19 protein-coding genes are annotated in these 20,735 nt (G+C 63.7%); 8 read left to right on the forward strand and 11 right to left on the reverse strand.

Annotation, left to right across the window (positions count from 1 at the left end):
- Nucleotides 1-131: 131 nt before the first annotated feature.
- Nucleotides 132-479: a metal-sulfur cluster assembly factor gene (locus tag ACFMO5_RS03170; protein ID WP_376791318.1), complete on the forward strand. Its 348-nt coding sequence runs from the start codon at nucleotides 132-134 to the stop codon at nucleotides 477-479.
- Between the two features lie 316 nt (nucleotides 480-795).
- Here the strand turns inward: ACFMO5_RS03170 and ACFMO5_RS03175 are convergent, their stop codons facing one another.
- Both ACFMO5_RS03175 and ACFMO5_RS03180 read right to left on the reverse strand, forming a co-directional pair.
- Entirely contained in the window at nucleotides 796-2,790 is a 1,995-nt protein-coding gene (locus ACFMO5_RS03175) for a hypothetical protein (RefSeq protein WP_376791319.1), read from the reverse strand.
- 79 nt (nucleotides 2,791-2,869) lie between these two features.
- The gene (locus ACFMO5_RS03180) at nucleotides 2,870-3,238 is read right to left on the reverse strand and encodes a diacylglycerol kinase family protein (protein ID WP_376791320.1); all 369 of its coding nucleotides are present in this window, start codon (nucleotides 3,236-3,238) and stop codon (nucleotides 2,870-2,872) included.
- Between the two features lie 569 nt (nucleotides 3,239-3,807).
- Between ACFMO5_RS03180 and ACFMO5_RS03185 the strand changes: the two genes are divergently transcribed.
- Genes ACFMO5_RS03185 through ACFMO5_RS03205 form a run of 5 tightly spaced genes read left to right on the forward strand, consistent with a single transcriptional unit; the run spans nucleotide 3,808 to nucleotide 8,586 of the window.
- On the forward strand, nucleotides 3,808-4,245 hold the full coding sequence (locus tag ACFMO5_RS03185) for a hypothetical protein (RefSeq protein ID WP_376791321.1): 438 nt from the start codon (nucleotides 3,808-3,810) through the stop codon (nucleotides 4,243-4,245).
- A 27-nt stretch (nucleotides 4,246-4,272) separates the two neighbouring features.
- Nucleotides 4,273-6,549 (forward strand): molybdopterin-dependent oxidoreductase, encoded by a 2,277-nt coding sequence (locus ACFMO5_RS03190; RefSeq protein WP_376791322.1) that lies wholly within the window; start codon nucleotides 4,273-4,275, stop codon nucleotides 6,547-6,549.
- 1 nt (nucleotide 6,550) lies between these two features.
- Nucleotides 6,551-7,318 carry a 4Fe-4S dicluster domain-containing protein gene (locus ACFMO5_RS03195; RefSeq protein ID WP_376791323.1) on the forward strand — a complete coding sequence of 256 codons (768 nt, stop codon included), beginning with the start codon at nucleotides 6,551-6,553 and terminating at the stop codon, nucleotides 7,316-7,318.
- A 5-nt stretch (nucleotides 7,319-7,323) separates the two neighbouring features.
- Nucleotides 7,324-8,040, forward strand: a complete 717-nt coding sequence (locus ACFMO5_RS03200; RefSeq protein ID WP_376791324.1) for a formate dehydrogenase subunit gamma — start codon at nucleotides 7,324-7,326, stop codon at nucleotides 8,038-8,040.
- Nucleotides 8,041-8,076: 36 nt separating this feature from the next.
- Nucleotides 8,077-8,586, forward strand: coding sequence for a rhodanese-like domain-containing protein (locus ACFMO5_RS03205; RefSeq protein WP_376791325.1), 510 nt, complete (start codon nucleotides 8,077-8,079; stop codon nucleotides 8,584-8,586).
- 90 nt (nucleotides 8,587-8,676) lie between these two features.
- On the opposite strand, the gene ACFMO5_RS03210 is transcribed toward ACFMO5_RS03205, so the two are convergent.
- From ACFMO5_RS03210 to ACFMO5_RS03250, 9 genes are all read right to left on the reverse strand, one after another.
- The gene (locus ACFMO5_RS03210; RefSeq protein ID WP_376791326.1) at nucleotides 8,677-9,855 is read right to left on the reverse strand and encodes a radical SAM protein; all 1,179 of its coding nucleotides are present in this window, start codon (nucleotides 9,853-9,855) and stop codon (nucleotides 8,677-8,679) included.
- Nucleotides 9,856-10,035: 180 nt separating this feature from the next.
- A complete protein-coding gene (locus tag ACFMO5_RS03215) occupies nucleotides 10,036-10,707 on the reverse strand; it encodes a response regulator (protein WP_376791327.1) in 672 nt (223 codons plus the stop codon).
- Complete coding sequence (locus ACFMO5_RS03220; protein WP_376791328.1) at nucleotides 10,667-11,824, reverse strand: ATP-binding protein; 1,158 nt, start codon at nucleotides 11,822-11,824, stop codon at nucleotides 10,667-10,669. Before ACFMO5_RS03220 ends, ACFMO5_RS03215 begins: the two co-directional genes overlap by 41 nt.
- A gap of 28 nt (nucleotides 11,825-11,852) precedes the next feature.
- Nucleotides 11,853-13,163, reverse strand: coding sequence for an acetyl-CoA hydrolase/transferase family protein (locus tag ACFMO5_RS03225; protein ID WP_376791342.1), 1,311 nt, complete (start codon nucleotides 13,161-13,163; stop codon nucleotides 11,853-11,855).
- 35 nt (nucleotides 13,164-13,198) lie between these two features.
- Nucleotides 13,199-14,305, reverse strand: coding sequence for an alanine dehydrogenase (ald, locus tag ACFMO5_RS03230; protein WP_376791329.1), 1,107 nt, complete (start codon nucleotides 14,303-14,305; stop codon nucleotides 13,199-13,201).
- Nucleotides 14,306-14,828: 523 nt separating this feature from the next.
- Nucleotides 14,829-15,323 carry a CBS domain-containing protein gene (locus ACFMO5_RS03235; RefSeq protein WP_376791330.1) on the reverse strand — a complete coding sequence of 165 codons (495 nt, stop codon included), beginning with the start codon at nucleotides 15,321-15,323 and terminating at the stop codon, nucleotides 14,829-14,831.
- Between the two features lie 78 nt (nucleotides 15,324-15,401).
- Complete coding sequence (locus ACFMO5_RS03240; RefSeq protein WP_376791331.1) at nucleotides 15,402-16,346, reverse strand: thiamine pyrophosphate-dependent enzyme; 945 nt, start codon at nucleotides 16,344-16,346, stop codon at nucleotides 15,402-15,404.
- Nucleotides 16,347-16,483: 137 nt separating this feature from the next.
- Nucleotides 16,484-17,737, reverse strand: coding sequence for a pyruvate ferredoxin oxidoreductase (gene porA, locus ACFMO5_RS03245; RefSeq protein ID WP_376791332.1), 1,254 nt, complete (start codon nucleotides 17,735-17,737; stop codon nucleotides 16,484-16,486).
- A gap of 11 nt (nucleotides 17,738-17,748) precedes the next feature.
- Nucleotides 17,749-18,663, reverse strand: coding sequence for a 2-oxoacid:acceptor oxidoreductase family protein (locus ACFMO5_RS03250; protein ID WP_376791333.1), 915 nt, complete (start codon nucleotides 18,661-18,663; stop codon nucleotides 17,749-17,751).
- A 693-nt stretch (nucleotides 18,664-19,356) separates the two neighbouring features.
- On the opposite strand from ACFMO5_RS03250, the gene ACFMO5_RS03255 reads away from it, so the two are divergent.
- Nucleotides 19,357-19,926 (forward strand): hypothetical protein, encoded by a 570-nt coding sequence (locus ACFMO5_RS03255; protein ID WP_376791334.1) that lies wholly within the window; start codon nucleotides 19,357-19,359, stop codon nucleotides 19,924-19,926.
- A gap of 418 nt (nucleotides 19,927-20,344) precedes the next feature.
- Complete coding sequence (locus tag ACFMO5_RS03260; RefSeq protein WP_376791335.1) at nucleotides 20,345-20,731, forward strand: zinc ribbon domain-containing protein; 387 nt, start codon at nucleotides 20,345-20,347, stop codon at nucleotides 20,729-20,731.
- The last annotated feature ends 4 nt before the right edge of the window (nucleotides 20,732-20,735 follow it).

Genomic DNA, 20,735 nt, shown 5'->3' on the forward strand with positions numbered 1-20,735 from the left:
GCCTTGAGCGGCCCCCAACCCCCGAAGGGTTTCCTCCCCCTCGCAGCCTTTCAAGCTGCGAGGAGGGGTAGAGTGACGGGGCTATTGGTCCCTTCACGAAACAAACACTTCCAGCCTTCAGGAGGCGACGGATGAGCGGAACGATCCCGGATGCAACCTCTCCTTCTGCCCCCCAGGAATCCCAAGAGGAGCTAATCCAACGAATCCGAGAGTCCCTTCGCTCGGTCGTTGACCCGGAAATTGGGATGAACGTGGTCCAGTTGGGTCTGATCCGGAACATTGAGATCCAGCCGGATCTCGTTCAAATCACGATGATCCTCACCACGCCCTTCTGCCCGGCAGGCCCCTATCTCCTGGAGCAGGTGCGATATGTGACGGAGCAGGTCACGGGCCGGCCGACAAAGGTGATCCTGGGGATGGAGATGTGGGATCCTTCTATGATGGAAGAGGACGCGCTGGCGGAGTGGGGATTATGGTAACTCCGCTTCGTGGGTGGTTTCCCCGAAGGGTGTGAGCGATCCGACGGCCTGGAGAATGCGGACAACCCGCCCCCTCGAAGGCACCCATGTCGGGGCGCCCCGACATGGGTGCCCCATCCTGTGACCACACCCCACCGAACCGGAGTGACGCCGCTTGGGGCTCGCGAGAGGGCGAGGAGGGCTCCGTCCCCGATCCCCTGGGGGAGGTCCGCCCCACATGTTAGGGGGACTGCCACTGGATGCACCCCGTGGAGGGTTATGTGGATGTGAGCGCGTGGCGTGGTTCGCCGCCGGAAGGATGGGCGGGATCGAGCCCTCAGGGCCCGATCGCCGCCGGGAGAAGCACGCTGCGGTCGGCTGGGAGCTCCCCTTCCCATTCCACCACGGCTCGTTCCCCGCTGTTCAGATCGTAAAGCCCAACCCGGAACGCGGCCGGCCGTATGCCCACCGGGAGAGGATGCCGGTCGATCACCCGATCCCCCCGACGCCACGCGTCTGTGGGGGCCAGACCACCGGCCATTGGCCCATCGGCCTGGCCGATGAGCCTCCCTTCTGGATCCAATAGATGGACGAAAACCTGCCAGCGGCGGCCGGGGGTGGCCTGCGCTTCCCAGAGCAAAAGCAATTCCCCTGTCCTCGTCTCCACCTGCCAACCCCGCAACACAATCCGACCATCGAAGCGCGGCGCCGGATCCAACGGGTTAAACCCCTGTTCCCGGATCGTGCCTTCGTCCGGAGTTCCGTTCACCTGCCAGATCCGATGCAGTGGGATCCAGGAGAGGTCCTCTTGGAACACGTAGACGGCGCGCTCGGTTAAGGCTTCCCGCAACTCGGAGAAGCCCATCGGGGAGGCGGGAGTAAACCAGTTCGGATACAACGCGTCCATCCGCGCGCTCCGTACCCACTCCCTCGGACGGTCCGTCAAGTCCGGTCCGCCATTGATCCGGATATACCAGGCCAACTGTCGATCGTCGGTGATCAGCACCGCGCCTGCTCCTCCGTAATGATAAGGATAATAACGGGCCCGAAACCAGCGATAGCCTACATTGTAAGGAAGGTTCACGAAAAGGAGCGGACGCTCTCCGGCTTCCCGTGCGGCCTGAGCCATCCCCTGCAGGATAACGGTCGCATCCTGATAGTAGCCCAGAGAGCTGACGAGGAAGAGGCCGGAGAGCGTCAAAGTGCTCCCCAGGATCCCTCCAGCGAGGATGCTGCCCCACGTACCTTGGCGCCGGATCCCGCCCAGAACGCCTGACCAGGCCAGCACGCTCCAGATGCCCGGGATCAGCAACATCCGTGGGTAGTTCATCATCCCCGAGGCGGGACCCCAGAAGAGCAGTGCGGGGGTAATGCTGAGCACGAACCCCCAGAGACCCACCGGAACGGTCCATCGAGGCCGGGCCCCTAGGAGCATCCCGATGGTGATTCCAAACCCAAGGGTCAGGAAAGCCCAATCCTCCGGCCGCAGCCCCCGCAGGAGGATCGGTCGGGATCCGAACAGGGAATCCCACAACCCGCCGAGGAGCGGCCCCAAGGGATACAACCAACCCTGCATGGCATAGAGGCTGCTCTCCAGGGTGAAGATCGGCAGGGCCAGGACCCCGGGATCCCCCCGGGGGAGCGTGCGCCAGAGGAGAAAGTAGGCGATTCCCGCTGCGAAGCTGAGGGGGATCACGAGGCGGAGGGCAGGAAACCGGCCCCGATGTATTCCGGCAATCCCCAGCAGCCACGCCGGCCAGACGATGCCCGTTTCGTGGGAGAGGATCGCCGCCAGATAGGCCCCGAGGGCCAGAAGGATCCTCCTCCACGTCGTCTGCGGTCCGGGCCGGAGGATCAGGACTGTAGCAACCAATAACCAGAGCAGGCTAAGGCTGTGAACGGACCCCATCAGGAAGGCGATGGGCTCATGGGCGAAGGGGAGGAGGCCGAACAGCACGGAGGCGCTTCGGGAGATGAAGCGGGAGGCACCCAGGCGCCGGAGGATGGGGTAGAGCAGGGCGGTGTTCAGCATATGCAGGCTCAGGGTGAGGAAATGAAAAGCTGCACGGCTGTAGCCGAACCATCGCTGCATCGACCAGAACAACAACATCGAAAGCGGTCGGTAGTGCAGGAGCCCCTGTACGCCCTGAAAGAGGTCAAGGGGGTCACGGGATGTGATGGCGGAGAACAGAAGGTCGTCGGAGAAAAAACCGACGGAGAGCACGGGGATGTAAAAGGCGAAGATCAGCATAAAGAGCGCGACCCACCCCCAGCGCGCTTGGATCCCACGGGCTGGAGATCGAGCGGGAGATCCGGCTAATCTCACCATCATCGGGCTTTGGATCTGGGATCTCCCTTCCGCAGTGAGGACTGAGGGGAAAGAGCGCATGGGAGAATCCTCCATCCGTTGCTCATCGGGTCACTAGTGCCCATAAAGGCGGACCGAAGAGGGCCAGGCCGATCAAGATGGATGCCATCGCGCACAGCATGACCATCCCAGCGGATACATCCTTGGCGATGCGGGCCAGCGGGTGGGGGGAGGGGCTGGCCAGGTCCACGATCGCCTCCAAGGCGGTGTTGAGCAGCTCCGCGGCCCAGACCATAGCGATCGTGAGGATCAGGATGGCCCAGCGAAGGGCATCGAACCGGAATAACATCGCCAGAACCGCCACAGCTGCCGCGATCGCCGCATGGATCCGTAGATTCCGCTGGGTCCGCCAGGCGTAGCGCAATCCGGCAAACGCGAAGCCAAAGCTCTCCCACAGGGTGCGGGCACGCATGCCGCTCGCTCCTATTCCCGGCGTTCTGCCCGAAATCTCGTCCCCCATATTTCATCCACCACAATTTTTGGCCTTGTTCAATTTTCCTGCAAGAAAGCACCCCAGAAGTGGAGTTTTGAGCCGAGTTCATAGATCAAGCGACAGCGCTTCTTCCACACTTGAGTGTTGAATAGCACCGAATCTGTTTTCAGGAAGTTTCCCCGAAGATTTGTCTCGATCCCCCTCCCCGCAGCCCTTTGGGCCGCGGGGAGAGAACCATCGGCATCCCCCTTTGCATATCCAAAAACCGGGATGGACAAAGCAGTGGGTGCTTTTCAACCCATGAAAGAACCCCTGGCCCCTCATATCTGGAAAGCCCGCTTTCTGAAAGAGCGCAGTCCGTCTCGATCTCCTCCTAATCCTTCAGGGAGTGCCTCCTCGCCTCGTCAGGGTTTTCCGCATGATGGAACAGGGGAATCCCCAGCCTGAGTGTCATGGGATTTATGGATGCCAGGAGGACGGGGGCTGGCGATACTCAGGGTGAGCAAGGATTTCGGGCGACCGACCTTACCCTGCGTTGGGAGCAAACCATGGTCTTGCGGGTGCTTTTGGCGATCGCTTCCCCGGTGTTCGGCCAGACCATGAGGCGGATCGCCGAGGCGGCCACCGAGCTTCTCCCGTGGCCGGTGGTAGTCGACGAGGTGAAGGACCTCCCACAGCTTGAGGAGAAACTCTCCACCCATCCGGCGACGCTGTTGCTGCTGGATTGGGAATGGGAACGGGAGATCGCTTTTTCTTTGATCCCTCGTCTGTTCGAGTTGAACCCCGCGTTGCGTATCGTGGTGCTGTTGCCGCCTGCCGCCCCGAAGGCCTATCGGGCCGCGCTCTGGGAAGCGGGCGCCTGTGCGAGCACCCCGCGGGATCGCCTGGATGAGGAGTGGATGGCGACGGTTCTCTGCTTGGTCCGTCGGGCGATGGAGCGGGAGGGGTTGCTCAGCGCGAATCCGGCGCAGGGTTCGAACCCCTGAGCGTGATCTGAGTTCCGGAGGTTTCGAATGACGCTAACCCGTCGGGAGTTCTTGCGACGGTTGGGCGCTTTCACGGGCGTCTGGGCAGGGCTCTCCCGTGTGGGGGAGCCGGTGCTGGGTTTCCTGCGGACCCGCTCGATTCGATGGCCGTGGTATCGAGGGGATGAGGTTCGGGTGACTTACAACTACTGCGACATGTGCATGTGGCGCTGCGGGATGCTGGTCTACACCGTGAACGGCCGTGTGGTCAAGGTGGAAGGCAACCCGAAGGATCCGAAGAGCCGCGGCCGTCTTTGCGGACGGGGCCAGGCCGCGGTCGCCCATCTGTATGATCCCGATCGCCTGCGCCGGCCGCTGATCCGCACCGGGGAGCGGGGCACGTGGTCCTTCCGGGAGGCGACCTGGGAGGAGGCGCTGGATCGGGCCGCGGAGGCGTTGGCCCGCCTGCGGGATCAGTATGGCCCGGAATCGGTGGCCTGGTTCGCCCATACGACGGGGGATTTCTGGTTCGGGGACTATCTGCCCCTGGCGTTCGGGAGCCCCAATGTGGGCAAGCCAGCAACCGGCCTCTGTCTGACCCCGCGGGAGATCGCCGCCCAGATCACCTTCGGCCGGGGCTTTGGGGGCCATGAGCCGGTCGATTGGGAGAACACCCGCTACATCGTCCTCATCGGGAACCATATCGGGGAGAACGCCCATAACACGATGATGCAGGATTTCGCCGGGGCCCTGGCCCGGGGCGCCAAGCTGGTGGTGGTGGATCCCCGTTACTCCACCGCGGCAATGAAGGCCCATCGGTGGCTCCCGATCAAGCCGGGGACGGATACCGCCCTCTTCCTGGCCTGGATGAACGTCTTAATCACCGAGGGCCTCTACGATCGGGAATACATCGAGAAATACACGGTTGGCTTTGAGCGGCTGGCCGAGCACATCCGGCCGTTCACGCCGGAATGGGCGGCGCCGATCACTGAGCTCCCGGCGGAGGTGATCCGGGAGGTGGCTCGGGAGATGGCCGCCCATCGGCCGCGGGCCGTCGTTCCTCCGGGGCGTCATGTGGTCTGGTATGGCAACGACACCCAGCGGATGCGGGCGCTCTGCATCCTGAACGTGTTGCTGGGGAACTACGGCCGGCCCGGGGGGTTTTACATCCCCCGGGCTCCTGCCCTGGATCCCTATCCACATCCCCCCTTCCCGGTGGAGGTGGCCGCTGGGGGATGCGGGGCAGCAGCCGCTGGCCTCAAAATCCCCGACGCGCCTGGCCATCCCCCTCGGGCGGATGGGGTGGGAAGCAAGTTCGCCACAGGCCCGGTGGTCATCCAGGAGCTGATCGAGCCCATGATCACCGGCCAGCCCTATCCCATCCGCGGCCTGGTGGTCTATGGGGTCAACCTCTTCCATTCGATCCCGAACGTCCCGCGAACCGTTGAGGCGTTGAAGCGCTTGGAGTTTGTGCTGGCGATCGATGTGCTCCCTCAAGAGCATCTGGCCTGGGTGGATATCATCCTGCCGGAGGCCACCTTCCTGGAGCGCTACGACGAGCTGTGGGTGGCTTCCCATCGCACCCCGTATGTCGCCCTGCGGGAGCCCGCGGTGGAACCCTTACCGGACACCCGGCCCGGCTGGTGGATCGCGCGGGAACTTGGGCTGCGGCTGGGCCTGGCGGATTACTTCTCGTGGTCGGACATCGAGGAATACCTCAACACACGCCTGGGCTCCGTCGGGCTCTCTCTGGACAGGCTCCGGGAGGAGGGAGGGGTTTTCGCCTGGTCCGGGAAGCCTTATCTGGAGGATTACGGCGAGGGGGAGACGCCGTTCCCCACCCCCAGCGGGAAGATCGAGATCTATTCGGAGGCCCTGGCCCGGGCCGGGTTGGATCCCCTCCCGAAGTACGAGCCGGTCGAGGAGCCGCCGCCGGGCTGCTTCCGCCTGCTTTACGGTCGTCACCCTCTTCACACCTTCGGCAAGACACAGAACAACCCGTGGCTGGCGGAGGTTTATCCGGAGAACGAAGTGTGGATCAACGAGGAGGCCGCCGCGACATTGGGGCTGAAGAGCGGGGATCGCGTGTTCCTGGAGAACCAGGATGGAGTGCGCAGCGGCCCGGTCCGGGTGCGGGCGACCCCGCGCATCCGTAAGGATGCGGTCTACCTCGTTCACGGCTTCGGCCATCGTGGCTCGCGGCTCAGTCGGGCGGAGGGGCGTGGGGCCAGCGATAACATGCTGATCACCCGCTACCGCCTGGATCCGATCTCCGGCGGCGCCGGGATGCGGGTGAACTTTGTTCGCGTGATCCGGGAGGCATGACGTGGCTCGACTGGCGATGCTGATCGACACCGGCCGGTGCCTGGGTTGCCAGGCCTGTGTGATCGCCTGTAAAGCAGGGCGGGAGCTTCTGCCCGGGGAGCGCTGGATTGAGATCCATGAGGTGGTGTGGGGGCGCTTCCCGGAGCTCCGTGGGGCGTTCGTTCCCCATCGGTGCCTCCACTGCACCGATGCCGCATGCGTGGCGGTTTGCCCCACGAAGGCCCTTTACAAGCAGGATGGCTTCACGCTGGTGGATTTCGAGCGGTGCAGCGGATGCGGTTACTGCGTGGAGGTCTGTCCCTTTGGGGTCCCTCGGATCGTGGACGGACGGGTTTCCAAGTGCGCTTCCTGCATCGATTTGGTCCGTTCAGGGAGGGAGCCCTGGTGCGTTCAGACGTGCCCGGCGGGCGCTCTGCGATGCGGCCCCCGCGAGGAGATCCTCGCCGAGGCGCGGGCGCGGGTGGCCTTGCTCCGGGATCGTTATCCGGACGCTCAGATCTACGGCGAGACCCAGATGGGCGGGTTAGGAGCCGTCATGATCCTCACCGCCCCTCCCGAGGTCTTGGGCCTGCCGGCGCAGCCGAAAGCACCGCCGCTTGCCCTCTGGAAGGGCGGCGTCCAACCGCTCAGCCTGGGCGCGTTGGCCCTCAGCCTCCTCACCAGCGGGATCGCCTTCTTCATCGCCCGCCGCCGCCATCTGGAGGAAAGGCAGGCAGGGGCTGGAAACAACGGATCCGTTTCTCAACCTCGTGAAGCTCAAAGGGGGTAAGGGAGATGGCCTCCCAAACAACCCGATGGGTGCTGCGCTATCGTCTGGGACAGCGGGTGGTGCACTGGCTCCACGCGGCCGCCTTCTTCGTCTTGCTCATCACGGGCCTGGCGTTGATCTGGCCTCCGTTGTCGTTCCTGGCTGCGGGAGGGTTCTCCCGGTTGTTGCACCGGGCGGCCGCGATCGTCTTCCTCCTCACCCCCGTTCTCTATGCGCTCATCGACTTCAAAGGGCTGAAAGATCTGGTCCGTGATTCCTTCACTTACACCCGGCAGGACTTCGAGTGGCTGAAAGGCTTCCCTGCGTATTTCCTGGGCCGGACCTCCCACCTGCCCCCTCAGGGGCGGATCAACGCAGGCCAGAAGATCCACCACGCCCTCACCATTATTTCCTATGTTACGGTCTCCGGCTCCGGCCTCGTTCTGTGGCTGGGGAAAGGGTCGTTGGGACCTGCTGGCCTGGTGGCGGCCACGATCGTTCACGACCTCTCGATGGCGGTGATGGCTGTGCTCACCATCGGGCACATCTATTTCACGTTCGTTTACGACGCGCTGCCCGCGATGACAACCGGGTATGTAACCGAAGAATACGCTCGCATGGAGCATCCCCTGTGGCTGGCCTCCCTGCCTCCTGAACCGCCTTATGTGATCGAGGTGAAGGAGGCGATCCCGGAGGCCGCGGAGGAGCCCTTGGCTTTAACCGGCGACGAGGCTGCGGGATGAACGATGACCCATATCCCCTATAAGGGAGGAATGGCCATGAAGCGCACGATGTGGATCCTTCTCACGGTTTTCGCTTTGTTGTTAGCGGCCTGCGGGCCTGCTGTTGCGCCAACGCCTGCGGTCGTGCCGCCAACCCCCACGGTCGCGCCGACCCCAGTCCCGCCCACGCCGACGAAGGTGGCGTTGGACCTTCGGGCCGTTATCGACAAGTTCCTGAGCGGGATCCCGGACAAGTATTACACGGTGGGGACGGTGGAGGCGTTGAAGGACATGTTGGCGGCGGGGAATGTGGTGTTGGTGGATGTGCGGGAGCCGAACGAGTATGGGGAGGGTCATATCCCTGGGGCGGTGAACATTCCGCTTCGGACGCTGGCGAAGAATCTGGACAAGCTGCCGAAGGACAAGCCGGTGGTGGTTTACTGTCGGACGGGGCATCGGGCGGGGATGGCGACGGCGGCGCTGCAACTGTTGGGCTATAACAACGTCCGCAACTTCACCCCCGCCATCATGGGCTGGCAGAAAGCCGGGGAGCCCGTTGAGAAGTGAAACCTTCCAGTGTCGAATGGCAAGGGTGGGGGAAGCTGCCTTCGGCAGCTTCCCCAACCCTTTTATGTTTCTTTGTGGGGTGCGGGTCTTTCAAGGACATCGCACGATGTCCTGAGCCCAGAGGCAATCGGCGCAGGAAGGGGTGTTCCCCCAGCAATCCTCGTTGCGCGCTGCGTAATCGCACGCCATCCCACAATCCACGCACGAAGGGAAACGAAAAGCCCGTACCTTCGCCCGGAACCGCACATACTCCTCCGAGCCCCAGATCTCCGCCAGGGGGCGCTCCTGGATGAACCCCAGAATGTAGGCGGTGACTTCCTTGCGGCGGCCGTAGATGTAGTAAGGGTAAGAATGCATCAGGGCGTAACAGGGGCTCACTCCGCCATCCCAACGGATCGCAACCGCCCGCTCTTCGACGAACCGACATCGGCGCCATGCCCCCCATCGGGAGCGCGGCATTCGGGCGAGCCCCCAGATCAGCCAGTCCGCTCCACGGACCGGCCAGCCGGGGGGCGAGGGGAGGGGCTCCTCGCGATCATAGAGGATCGCCCGGGCCTGATCGGCGGTATGGGGAAGCAAGTGGGTGATCAGGACGAAGGAGGCCCCTAACGCCTGGGCCAGCCGCGGCACCTCCGGCATATCCGGGAGGCTATCCCGGGTGAGCACGAACTCCAATCCGATCCGGGGAACCAGACGGCCGCGCTCCTGGGCCAGCGCCCGTAGACCGCGGATGTTATCGAGCACGCGGTCCAGCCCGTCCGTCAGATCGGCCTGGCGGTACGCCTGGAGATGGGCGGGGTCAAGAGAGACCACAACGGTATCCAGGCCAGCCTCCAGCAACCCCCCGGCCATGGCGCGATCCAGGAGCAAACCGTTGGTGGTCAAGGTTGTGCCAACCCCTAAAGTCCGCGCCAGGGCGACCATGTCCACGATGCGGGGATGGACCAAAGGCTCTCCGAATCCTCCGAAGATGAGGCGGCGGAGCTCGGGGAACGCCCGCAGCTGACGGATGAGCTCCTCGAAGAGATCCCAGCCCATCGAGCCCGGGCGCTCCCGCCAGACCTGACGGATGCAGATGGCACAGCTCAAGTTGCAGAGAGCGGTGGCTTCCACATAGACCTTGCGCAGGTCCGGTCGGACGAGGTGAAAGGTCCAACCATCTTCATGGGATTCCGCGAGCACTTCCTGACCTGCGGATAGCCTGTGGCGGTGGAGAAGCTCTTCGGGGAGGCGTACGGTTCCGTCCGCTTCAATCTTCAAGCGCCTCATGGGGAGTTGGTCCTTCCATTCGGCGATGGTCATTTTCTTTGTGGGGTGCGGGCAATTTCCCTCATCGCGGAGCCCCTTTGAATCTTTGACATTTGGAGCTCGCCGCTACCGGGAAGGGGTGACTACCCGATGGGGAGCGCCCCGGGCATTTTATCCGAGATGTCGGTTCTTCTCCCGACGTTACGCCGTCTCCTCGGAAATCAACCCCTTGCGAAGAGCGTAGCGCACCAGCTCCGCGCGGGTGCGCAAGTGAAGCTTCTCCATAATTCGAGCCCGATAGGTCTCCACGGTCTTGACGCTGAGGTTCAACTTCTGAGCGATCTCGGCGTTCGTGTAACCCTCCGCCAGCAGGCGGAGGATCTCCCGCTCCCGATCGCTCAGGGTCTCGTAGGAATCTTTCTCATATCCGGCCCGCACCTGGGCCAGATAATCGTCGAGAAGCATTCGCGTGGCGGAGGGGTAAAGGAAGACGTCCCCTCGGGCCACCACCCGAATGGCTTCGATCAGTTCCTCATCGGCAGCCGTTTTCCGCACGTAGCCGGAGGCTCCGGCCTTGAGGACCGGGAAGAGGTAGCGTTCATGGGCGTGAACGGTCAGGATCAGGACATGAGTGGAGGGGGAGCGCTCCCGAATGCGCCGGGTGGCCTCCAGGCCATCCAGCTCGGGCATGGAGATGTCCATGATCACCACATCGGGCCGGAGCCGCTCCGCCAGCTGTACGGCTTCCAGGCCGTTCCCGGCCTCCCCGACCACCTCCATATCCGGCTCCTCCTCGATCAGCGCCTTCAGGCCCCGTCGGAGCACCGGATGATCATCGGCGATCAGAATCCGGATCTTTTGCAACCCATGCATGGATAACCTCCTGGGGAACACACTGAGGTCCACCGGCAGGGACCCGGGCGCGGATGCGGGTTCCTTTTCCGGGCGCGGACTCGATCTGCAGCGCGCCGCCTACCAGGGAGAGGCGCTCGGCCATCCCGATCAGGCCCAGGGAGCGGGGACGGGACTTACGAACCGCCTCCGGATCAAAGCCGATCCCATCGTCGGCGACGATCAACTCGAGATACTCTCCCGTGCAATTCAGGGTGACCTCCACGTGGGTGGCCCTCGCGTGGCGAGCGATATTGGTCAGGGCTTCCTGGCTGACCCGATAGAGGGCCAGCTCAGCCTCTCGGGATAAACGCGCGATGCGGCCATGGATCTCCAGCCTTACGGGCAGCCCGGTTTGCTTCTGGAACTCCTCCGCTTGCCATCGGAGGGCCTCCACCAGCCCCAGATCGTCCAGGATCGCTGGCCGCAATTCCATCGCGATCCGACGGAGATGCTCCAGGGCCGCCGCGGTCATTTTCTGGAGCTCCTCAACCTCCGGGCGCATCTGAGGGGGGAGATTGCGGATCAGCAGGCGTTGTCGGATCAGCAGAGAGGTGAGCCATTGGGCGGCCTCGTCGTGAAGCTCCCGGGCGATGCGGGCTCGTTCTTCCTCCTGGGCCTGGAGGATCTGCCGGGAGAGCCAGTGCAGGCGCTCATTGTTGCTGGCGATGGTCTCCACCATCCGGTTAAAGGTCTCCACCAGCCGTTCCATCTGCCTGTCGCTGAAAGGATGAACGGGGACCCGAACATCCATCCGGCCCTGGTGGAGCATCTCCGCGGCCCTCTGGAGCTGCTCCAAGGGGCGCAAGGCCCAGCGCAACAACACGCTGTAAATCAACGCGCTGAGAACGGTGCCCCCGATGGCAAAGAGGAAGATATAGATGTAATGCCATCGGTGATAGGCTTCCCCGGACAATTCATGGCCGGCCCGGAACGACAAAGTGGTCCCGACCACCGCCCCTGCAGCGACCAGGAGCGTGTTGGCGATCAGCACTTTATAAAACAGGGGGAGGCGAAACGCTCGCTGCAGCAACCGTTGGGCTAGGGCTTGAAAAGCGGCTGCGATCGCCTTCCCACCGACCGGAGTCCACAGCTTCATCTCACCCCTCGTCCGGACCATCCCTTCGCTAATCGTCATCCCGCAGATAGCGCAGCTCGTAAGCCTTGCGCTCCAGCTCCTCGCGGAAATCCGGGTGGGCGATCTGGATGAGCGCGCGGGCCCGCTGGCGGATGGTCTTGCCATACAGATCCGCCACCCCCCATTCCGTGACCACGAAGCGGACGTGGTTGCGGGTGGTGGTCACCCCCGCGCCCGGCTTGAGCATCGGCACGATCCGGCTGACCACGGTCCCATCCTTCAGTCGGGTTGTGCTGGGGAGGGCGATGATGGGCAGCCCCCCGCGGGACCGCGAGGCGCCGTAGATGAAGTCGAGCTGCCCGCCCACCCCGCTGTAGAACAGGTGGCCGATGCTGTCGGCGCAGACCTGGCCGGTCAAATCCACCTCGATGGCGGAGTTGATGGCGACCATGCGTTCGTTCTGTGCGATGATGAAGGGGTCGTTGACATAATCGGTGGGATGCAGCTCGATGATCGGGTTGTCGTGGACGAACTCGTAAAGCCGCCGGGTGCCCAGCATGAAGCCGGCCACGATCTTCCCTGGGTGAAGGGTCTTCCGTTCCCCTGTGATCACTCCCTTTTCCACCAGATCGATGATCCCGTCGGAGAACAGCTCGGTATGGATCCCCAAGTCTTTATGGTTCGTCAAGGCCTGGAGCACCGCATCGGGAATGGCTCCAATCCCCGTCTGCAAGGTGGCGCCGTCGGGGATCATCGCGGCGATGTGCTCCGCGATGCGCCGGGCGACTTCGGATCGCTCGGCCATATGGATCTCGGGAAGCGGATACGAGACGGGGACGACAGCGGTGAGCCGGGAGATGTGGATGAAGCTATCGCCCAAGGTCCGGGGCATGTGCTCATTGACCTCGGCGATCACCACGCGGGCGGCATGGGCCGCCGGTTTCGTGATCCCGACCTCCACCCCGAAGGAGCAGAAGCCATGCTCGTCCGGTGGGGAGACCTGGATCAGGGCGACGTCCAGGGGCAGGCGGCCGCTGCGGAACAGGCCGGGGATCTCGGAGAGAAAGCACGGGGTGAAATCGGCCCGGCCCTCCTGGACGGCGCGGCGGACGTTGTCACTGATGAAAAGCGTGTTGACGCGGATGTGCCGCTCCATACCCGGGGCGACGTAATCCGCGGGACCCACGGTGAGGACCTGGACGATCTCCACGTTCTCCAGGTTCGGGGCGTGTTCCACCAGAGCGGCCAACAACCGCTGTGGGACGCCGCAGTTCCCCGAAAGGAATACCCGCATCCCGGATCGGATATAGCGGCGGATCGCCTCCTCAGCGGTCATGAGCTTCTCACGATAGAGTTCCATCCATGACATCCGTGGCCTCCCGGGCAGCGGATTCCTTATTGACGGACTGAGGCTTCCATTGCCAGAACCCGAGCCAGCTCAGGGTGCACCACGCGGCCATCCCGGGTGTTGACCCCGCGAGCCAGGGCGGGATTACGGGCCAAGGCCTCTTCCAACCCGACCTGGGCGATCTCCTCCAGGAACGGCCACAGGGCGTTCGTCAGGGCATGGGTCGCCGTCCGCCCCAGCACGCCGGTCATGTTCGGGACCGCGTAATGGATCACGCCCTCCTCCACGAAGGTGGGATCGCGGTGGGTGGTCGGACGGCTCGTCTCTACGCATCCGCCTTGATCGATGGAGATGTCCATGATGAGGGCGCGTGGCTTCATGGTCTGGACCATCTCCCGGGTGACCAGGATAGGGGCGCGGGCGCCGGGCACCAGCACTGCCCCGATCAGGACATCGGCGAAGCGGACGACCTTCCGCAGGTTATAGGGATGGGAGATCATGGTCACGACCTGGGCGCCGCAAAGCTCCTCCAAGCGCTGGAGCCGACGGATGTCTTTATCCAGCACGTAGACGCTCGCCCCCATACCGGCGAAGGCTCGGGCGGCGTTGGATCCAACCACCCCGGCGCCCAAGATCACCACTTCGGCAGGCGGGACGCCCGGGGCGCCGCCCAGCAGGATCCCCTTGCCGCCGCGATCGTTTTGGAGCAACGTCGCCGCTACGTGGGCGGCCATCCGTCCGGCGATGGCGCTGATGGGGGCCAGGATGGGGAGGCTCCCATCATCCGTCTGCACGGTTTCGTAAGCGATGGCCGTGATCCGCCGTCGCAGGAGCAAATCGATCTTATCCCGGCGGGCAGCGGCCAAATGGAGGAAACCCATCAAGGCCTGGCCCTCCCGAAGCCATTCGAACTCCTCCTGGGTCGGCCGAGCAACCTTCACCACCAAATCCGCTCGCCCATAAACTTCCGGGCCGGAATATACGATCTGGGCCCCCGCACGGCGATAGTCCTCATCTGTGAATCCTGCGCCGAGGCCGGCGCCGCTCTCCACCCACACGGTGTGGCCGGCTTGGATCAGCATCTCGACCCCCGCGGGGGTGAGGCTCACACGGTATTCTTCTGGTCGGCGCTCTTTCGGGATCCCAATGTGCATATCGACCTCCGAAGCCCGTTCTCGAAGTTATGAAAAGGCCAGGGAAGGGCGAAACCCCTCTCGATGATGCGTCGCAAGAGCGCTCGCTACCTCTTAGGAAGCGCGCACACGACATCTGGGATTGCAAGGCCTCCTCTCAGCTCTCATTGATTGTAATCGGAGAAAAGGCATCCGCCAGGCTCCCCATCGCCCTCGGGCCGACCCGACAACCCGAGGATTTAGGAAGATCGACTGGAAGATCCCTTGCGGTTTCGCCGAGCCAGCGCTTTGTCCATCTTAAGCTTTTGGGATATGAGGGCCGATGGCCCCCAGCCCCCGAAGATCCCCGAAAAGATGTAAGGGCGAAGCACTGGTGGAGACGCAGACGGGTCGGGCGAAGCGCCCGTTTGCGCGGGCCAACAGGCAATCGTAGAGCGGAGGCGATAACAGGCGTGCGGAGGCATCCGGATGGCGCTGCTTGTCCTTCCCCCATCGGCCTCAGGAGGTAAAAACAGGGGTTGGAGGCGCTTTCGCTGTTGGCGACTCAAGGGCGTTCCTGAGCATGGATGGAAAGGGCGTGACGGTTCCCGTGTCGCCACATCTGTGCCCACCGGGTCTCGTCGATCCCGTGTTCCAGCAGGCGGATCAAAAGATCCATCAAATCCGTCTCGGTGATGATTCCCACCAGGCGTCCTTCCTCTACTACGGGCACCCCTCCGAATTTATGATCCCGCATCAGACGGACGACCTCGATCACAGGGGTATCCGGTGACACGGTGATGGGGTCGGGCGTCATGCAAGCCCGCACCGGGACGTGTTCTAAAAGCAATCGGTCTTCGCGGCGCTCATGGAGCACCAGGGGGGAATTCAGGGCCAGCCGCACATCCCGGTCGGTGATGATCCCTACCAGGCGGTCTCCTTCCACCACCGGCAGTCGACGGCAACGGCGGGCGCGCATCTTCTCCACCGCTACCCCCAGTGGATCGTCCGGTCGAACCGTGACCGGGTTGGGGGTCATAATGTCACGGGCCACCAACATCCCGAAACCTCCGACGGGCAGCTTTTGGGCGGGGGTTTCGCCTTCAGGGACCACCCCATCCCAAAGGCCTTTGTTCGATCAGACCGGTTCTCCGCACCGACGCAGCAATTCCTCCCAGCGTCGATCCACCTCCGCCTGAATCTCGGCCACCAGATCCTGGTGTTCGGGTCGGAGCAGGTGGGCGAAGCGCCCCTGAAGTTTCAGGTATTCGATGATTGGAAGTTTGCGGCGCGGCCGATGGTTGAGCCGCCACGTCCCCTCCTCCACCTCGAAGAGGGGCCAATAGCAGGTCTCGACTGCCAGCCGCGTGACCTCCAGGGTTAAAGCCGGATCGTGGCGCCAGCCCCGGTTGCAATCCGCCAGGACGTTGAGAAAAGCCGGCCCATCTACGGCGACTGCCTTCCGCACTTTGGACATCAGGTCCTTCCAATGGGAGGGAGCCGCCTGGGCTACGTAGGGGATCCGATGGGCGGCGATGATCCCTGTGAGATCCTTCCGCCACTGGGGTTTCCCAGGCATCGTCGATCCCACCGGCGTCGTGGTGGTCCAAGCCCCCCGAGGGGTGGCGCTGGAGCGCTGGATGCCGGTGTTCATATAGCCTTCGTTGTCCAAGCACACATAAAGGAATTTGTGCCCCCGCTCTAAGGCGCCGGAGAGGGCCTGCAGGCCGATGTCATAAGTCCCGCCGTCCCCAGCGAAGGCCACGAACACCACACGGCGATCCGAGGGGAGAGCCCCACGGCGGATCAGGGCGCGGTAAGCCGCTTCAACCCCAGCGGCCACGGCCGCCGTGTTCTCGAAGGCCACATGGATCCATGGCACCCGCCATGCGGTGTAGGGGAAGATCGTTGTGGAAACTTCCAGGCAGCCGGTGCCGTTGATCACCACGACCGGGTCGTCAATGGCCAACAGCACTTGTTTGACGATGATCGCCTCCGCGCATCCGGCGCACAGGCGATGCCCGCCGGAGAGCGGCGTTCGCTTCTCAGACAGGGTTTTCAGATTGAGTGGGGTTGCAGCCATTGGCGTCCCCCCATGCTCCATGCTTTGGCCCATGGGTCTTCTTGGTGGTCTTCGGGGGTTGGGGGCCACCTTCGGCGGCCCCCAACCTCCGAAGAATTTTTCTCCGCCCCCCACCGCATCTCCTCGTGGATCAAGCGTTAATCCCCAGCGATGGTGGCCTCTGGGATCCAAAGCGACCACTCCGCGGGGGTGGGGAGGGTGACCTCGCCTCGGACCCCCACGTAGGTCACCGGGCGGGTGACGGTTCCGCGTTCGGCGATCCGCATCAAATCGGTGAAGATCCCTTCGATCTCCGAGGGCGTGATGTCCCGCCCCCCAAGCCCGAACACGTAGTTGGCGATCGGGATCTGCAAGCCGTGGCGATAGGCGGCGGCCAGCATATCCAGCCATAGCGGGCCCCCGTTCTCCATCGCCCCAAAGGCGATGGCCCGATCCATCACTCCAATCGCCTGGACGTGCCGCAGGGCCTGAACGATCTCGAAATCCGGGAAGGGACGGTAAACTCGAGGCTTGAGCAGGCCGACCCGCCATCCCAGGCGCCGCAAGTTATCCACCGCCACCCGGGCTGTCCCAGCGGTGGAGGACAGCACCACCACGGCCACCTCTGCATCCTCCAGCCGGTAGGTCTCGAAGAGGCCATAGCGACGGCCGAAGCGCCGGGCGAAATCCTCCGCCACCTCCAGAATCGCTCCCTTGGCGCGCCGCATGGCTTCCACTTGATGGCGCTTGTGCTCAAAGTAATAGTCGTAAAAATCTAGAGCCCCGAAGGTCAATGGGCGTTCGAAGTTCAGAAGGGTACAGGCCGGCTGGTAAGGGCCCAGGAAGGCGCGCACGGCATCGTCATCCTCAATCCACACGCGCTCCACCGCGTGGCTGGTGATGAAGCCATCCTGCATCACCATCACCGGCAGGCGGACTTGGGGGTGTTCGGCGATGCGGATCGCTTGGAGGGTGTTGTCGTAAGCTTCCTGGGCGTTCTCCGAGTAGATCTGAATCCACCCGGAATCCCGGGCACCCATCGAATCCGAGTGATCGCAGTGGATGTTGATGGGGGCGGAGAGCGCCCGGTTGACCACAGGCATGACAATCGGCAGCCGCATGGCGGCGGCGATGTAAAGGATCTCCCACATCAGGGCCAGCCCCTGGGAGGAGGTGGCGGTCATCGCCCGGGCGCCCGCTGCGGCAGCCCCCACACAGGCGCTCAGGGCGCTGTGCTCGCTTTCCACTTGGATGAACTCCGTGTGCACCTCCCCATCCGCCACGAACTGGACGAAGGCTTGGACGATCCCGGTTTGCGGGGTGATGGGATACGCCGCCACCACGTCCGGCGCGATCTGTTTCATCGCGTAGGCCACCGCCTCCGTGCCTTCCAGCGCCATCCATCGGCCCATCCCGTGCCTCCTTATGCCGTCACCGCGAGGCGCGATTCCTCCACCATCGTGATCGCCTTCGGCGGGCAGACGGCCGCGCAGATCCCACAACCTTTACAATGGGCCTCGTCGAACCCCAAGAACCGCCCGCCCGCTACACGGATCGCATCGTCCGGACAATAAAGCCAACAGTAGAGGCAATGCGTGCATTTCCCCATCTCAACGACCGGCCGGAACATCCGCCAATCCCCAGTCCGGTAAGCGATGGCGTTCCCGGCGTCTAAGATCAGACCGCCCCGGGGCAGCTCGAACCAGGGGAGGGCCATCCCGCTCGGAGCGGCTTCGACGAGGCGCTCAGCCGACAGGCTCTGTCCGAGGTCGATCCGCACCTCTTCGAATCCCCGGCGCACCGCCTCGAGGTTGGCCCGGACCACCTCCTCGCCGAATTTGACGGCGAGGTGATGGCGGATATGGCGGGTGAGATCTTCCAGAGAGAAAAGGCCTGTCACGCGGGCGAGGGCGCCCAACAGGGGCGTGTTCGGGAGATTCCGTTTAAGGACCTCCAGAGCGATGCGGGTGGCGTCGAGAAGGGCCAGACGGCCGCTGTAGCCTCCGGCCCGGCGTCGAACCTGCTCGGGCGGCCATCCGGAGTTTACCACCAACCAGCCTTCCGTCTTCAGCCCCTCCAGGAGTGCCGGGTCGCCGAGAAGGGTCTCGTCCAAGACGATGACGAGATCCGGGAATTGTACTTGGGAATGGATGGAAATCGGGGAGCGGCTCAGACGGGTGAACGCTCGAATCGGCGCCCCGCTGCGCTCCGGGCCGTAGTCCGGGAACGCCTGGATGAAATAGCCCGCCTCCATCGCCGCCTCGGCCAGCAAGCGGGCAGCCGTCACCACCCCCTGCCCGCCGCGCCCGTGCCATCGAATTTCGATCATCTCTTGCATCGCGGCCCCCACCCTGCGACTTCTCGAAGGATCCGGAGGCTCAGACCGTCCCGGCTTCACGATGGACCGCCCTATTCTTAAATGTAATAGAAAAGATAGAGGTCTCCAGTGATCTTCGACCCGTTTTTTGCGTGAAGGATATCGCGAACCTTGCCATCCGGATCGACAGGTGTCCTTTTCCCCTCCATCGTGCTTTAAGTTAGGGGTTACGTCGTTCGGGGCCCGTGAGAGGCAGCGGAAGGGCTCCGCTCTCAAAAAGCCCCCACGAAGAAACCCAGAAAATCTTCATCAGTTCTCCCTTGGAGCTTCACAAGATCTTCAAACCCCTCAGGCAGAATTCGTGATGGAAACAAAAGCCTGAACAAGGAGGTCGCAATGAAGCGGTGGAAGATCTGGATTGGACTCGGGATTTTGGCCGGTCTGCTCGGCTTAGGGCTACTGGGTGTGGGGATGGTTCGCATGGGGATCGCGCAAGCGGATTCCCGTCTCCTGGCTGCTACACCCACCCCGGGCCCAGGGGTTGGGTTTTGGGGCCGAGGCTGGATGGGACCCATGATGGGCCGCGGGGTTACATCCCCACCGACCGCCGTGCCTCGATTCCCAGGCTGGATGGGCTCGATGATGGGCGGTTGGGGCTGGGGGCCCTTCGCTTCCAGGCCGCCGACGAGCACGCTTCCTTTCGGAGGGTGTCCGATGATCGGCGGGACCTGGGGCTCCGGCGCCGGGTCGACCGCCCGCGCACCGATCTCGGATGAGGAGGCAGTGCGCATCGCCCAGGAGGCCATCGCCGCGTATGGGAACCCGGATCTGGAGCTGGCGGAGGTGATGGCCTTCGACAATCACTTTTACGCCCAGGCTCGGGAGCGCAGCACTGGCCGTTATGCCTTCGAGCTTCTGATCGATCGCTACACCGGCGCAGTTCATCCGGAGCCCGGCCCCAACATGATGTGGAATGCGCGTTACGGGATGATGGGGTGGGGCATGGGGATGATGGGCGGCTGGTTCTCCCCCTCCGGGGAGATGAGCCTCTCGCCCGAGGAAGCGCGCCAGCGGGCCCAGGCCTACCTGGACCAGGCAATGCCAGGAGCGGCCGTCGATGAAGAAGTGGATCCCTTCTATGGGTATTACACGCTGCACATCCTGCGGGATGGACGGATCATCGGGATGCTCAGCGTGCACGGCTCAACCGGTCAGGTCTGGGTGCATACTTGGCATGGGAACTTCCTGCGAATGGTTTACGGTCGCGAGGAAGGGCACGAGTGACTCGGAGCCCGTCTCGGAACATTCAGGGCAGGAGTTCGCCTCCTCCTCGCGGCTCGAAGGCCGTGGGGAGGAGGCGAAGGGGGCCGGGCCTTCCCGTAAAGAGGATCTCGAAAGCGATGTTTTGAGAGGAATCCTCAGACAGTCATCCGGGTTGGCATCCGAAGGTTCCCTGGGCCCATAATCCCAGGGAGGAGCCTTCGGCGCGGGTTCGGGGGCCAGCTCTTTTAGCGTTACGCCGTTCGGAGCCTTGCAGGAGGAGGGGGAAGGCTTCGCTCCCAGAATCCTCGCGAGGAAACCAGCTCTCGTGAGGAGACGGAAGGCCCCCAAAGCCTCAGGAGGAAACCGCCTGTATCCGTATGGGCATTGCGCGAGAACGGCGGAATCGTTACTGATCAACTTAAACTTTAGGAGGCGAAATATGATCCGGAACTGGATCTGGGTGTTGGTCGGGATCGGAGCCCTGGTTCTGCTCATCGGCGTTCTGGGTGCCCTGACGGGTCCCGCTTGGGGTTGGGGATGGGGCTGCCCGGGCTGCCCCATGATGGGCCGCTGGGGCTGGGGGTTCGGCGGCATGGGCTGGGGGTTGGGGTGGCTGATGATGCTGCTCGGCCTGTTGATCCCCCTGCTGTTCCTGGGCCTGATCGTTGCGGCGGTGATCTGGGTGGTGCAGCAGGTGACACGGTCGAGCGGCCCGGCGGCGCCCCCGACGCCGACTGCCCGCTGCCCGCAGTGTGGACGTCCGGTGCAGCCGGACTGGACACATTGCCCCTATTGCGGGGCCTCGCTGGGCGGAAGCGGTTCGTAAAGAT

The organism is Thermoflexus sp., from assembly GCF_042408365.1.
GTDB lineage: Bacteria > Chloroflexota > Anaerolineae > Thermoflexales > Thermoflexaceae > Thermoflexus.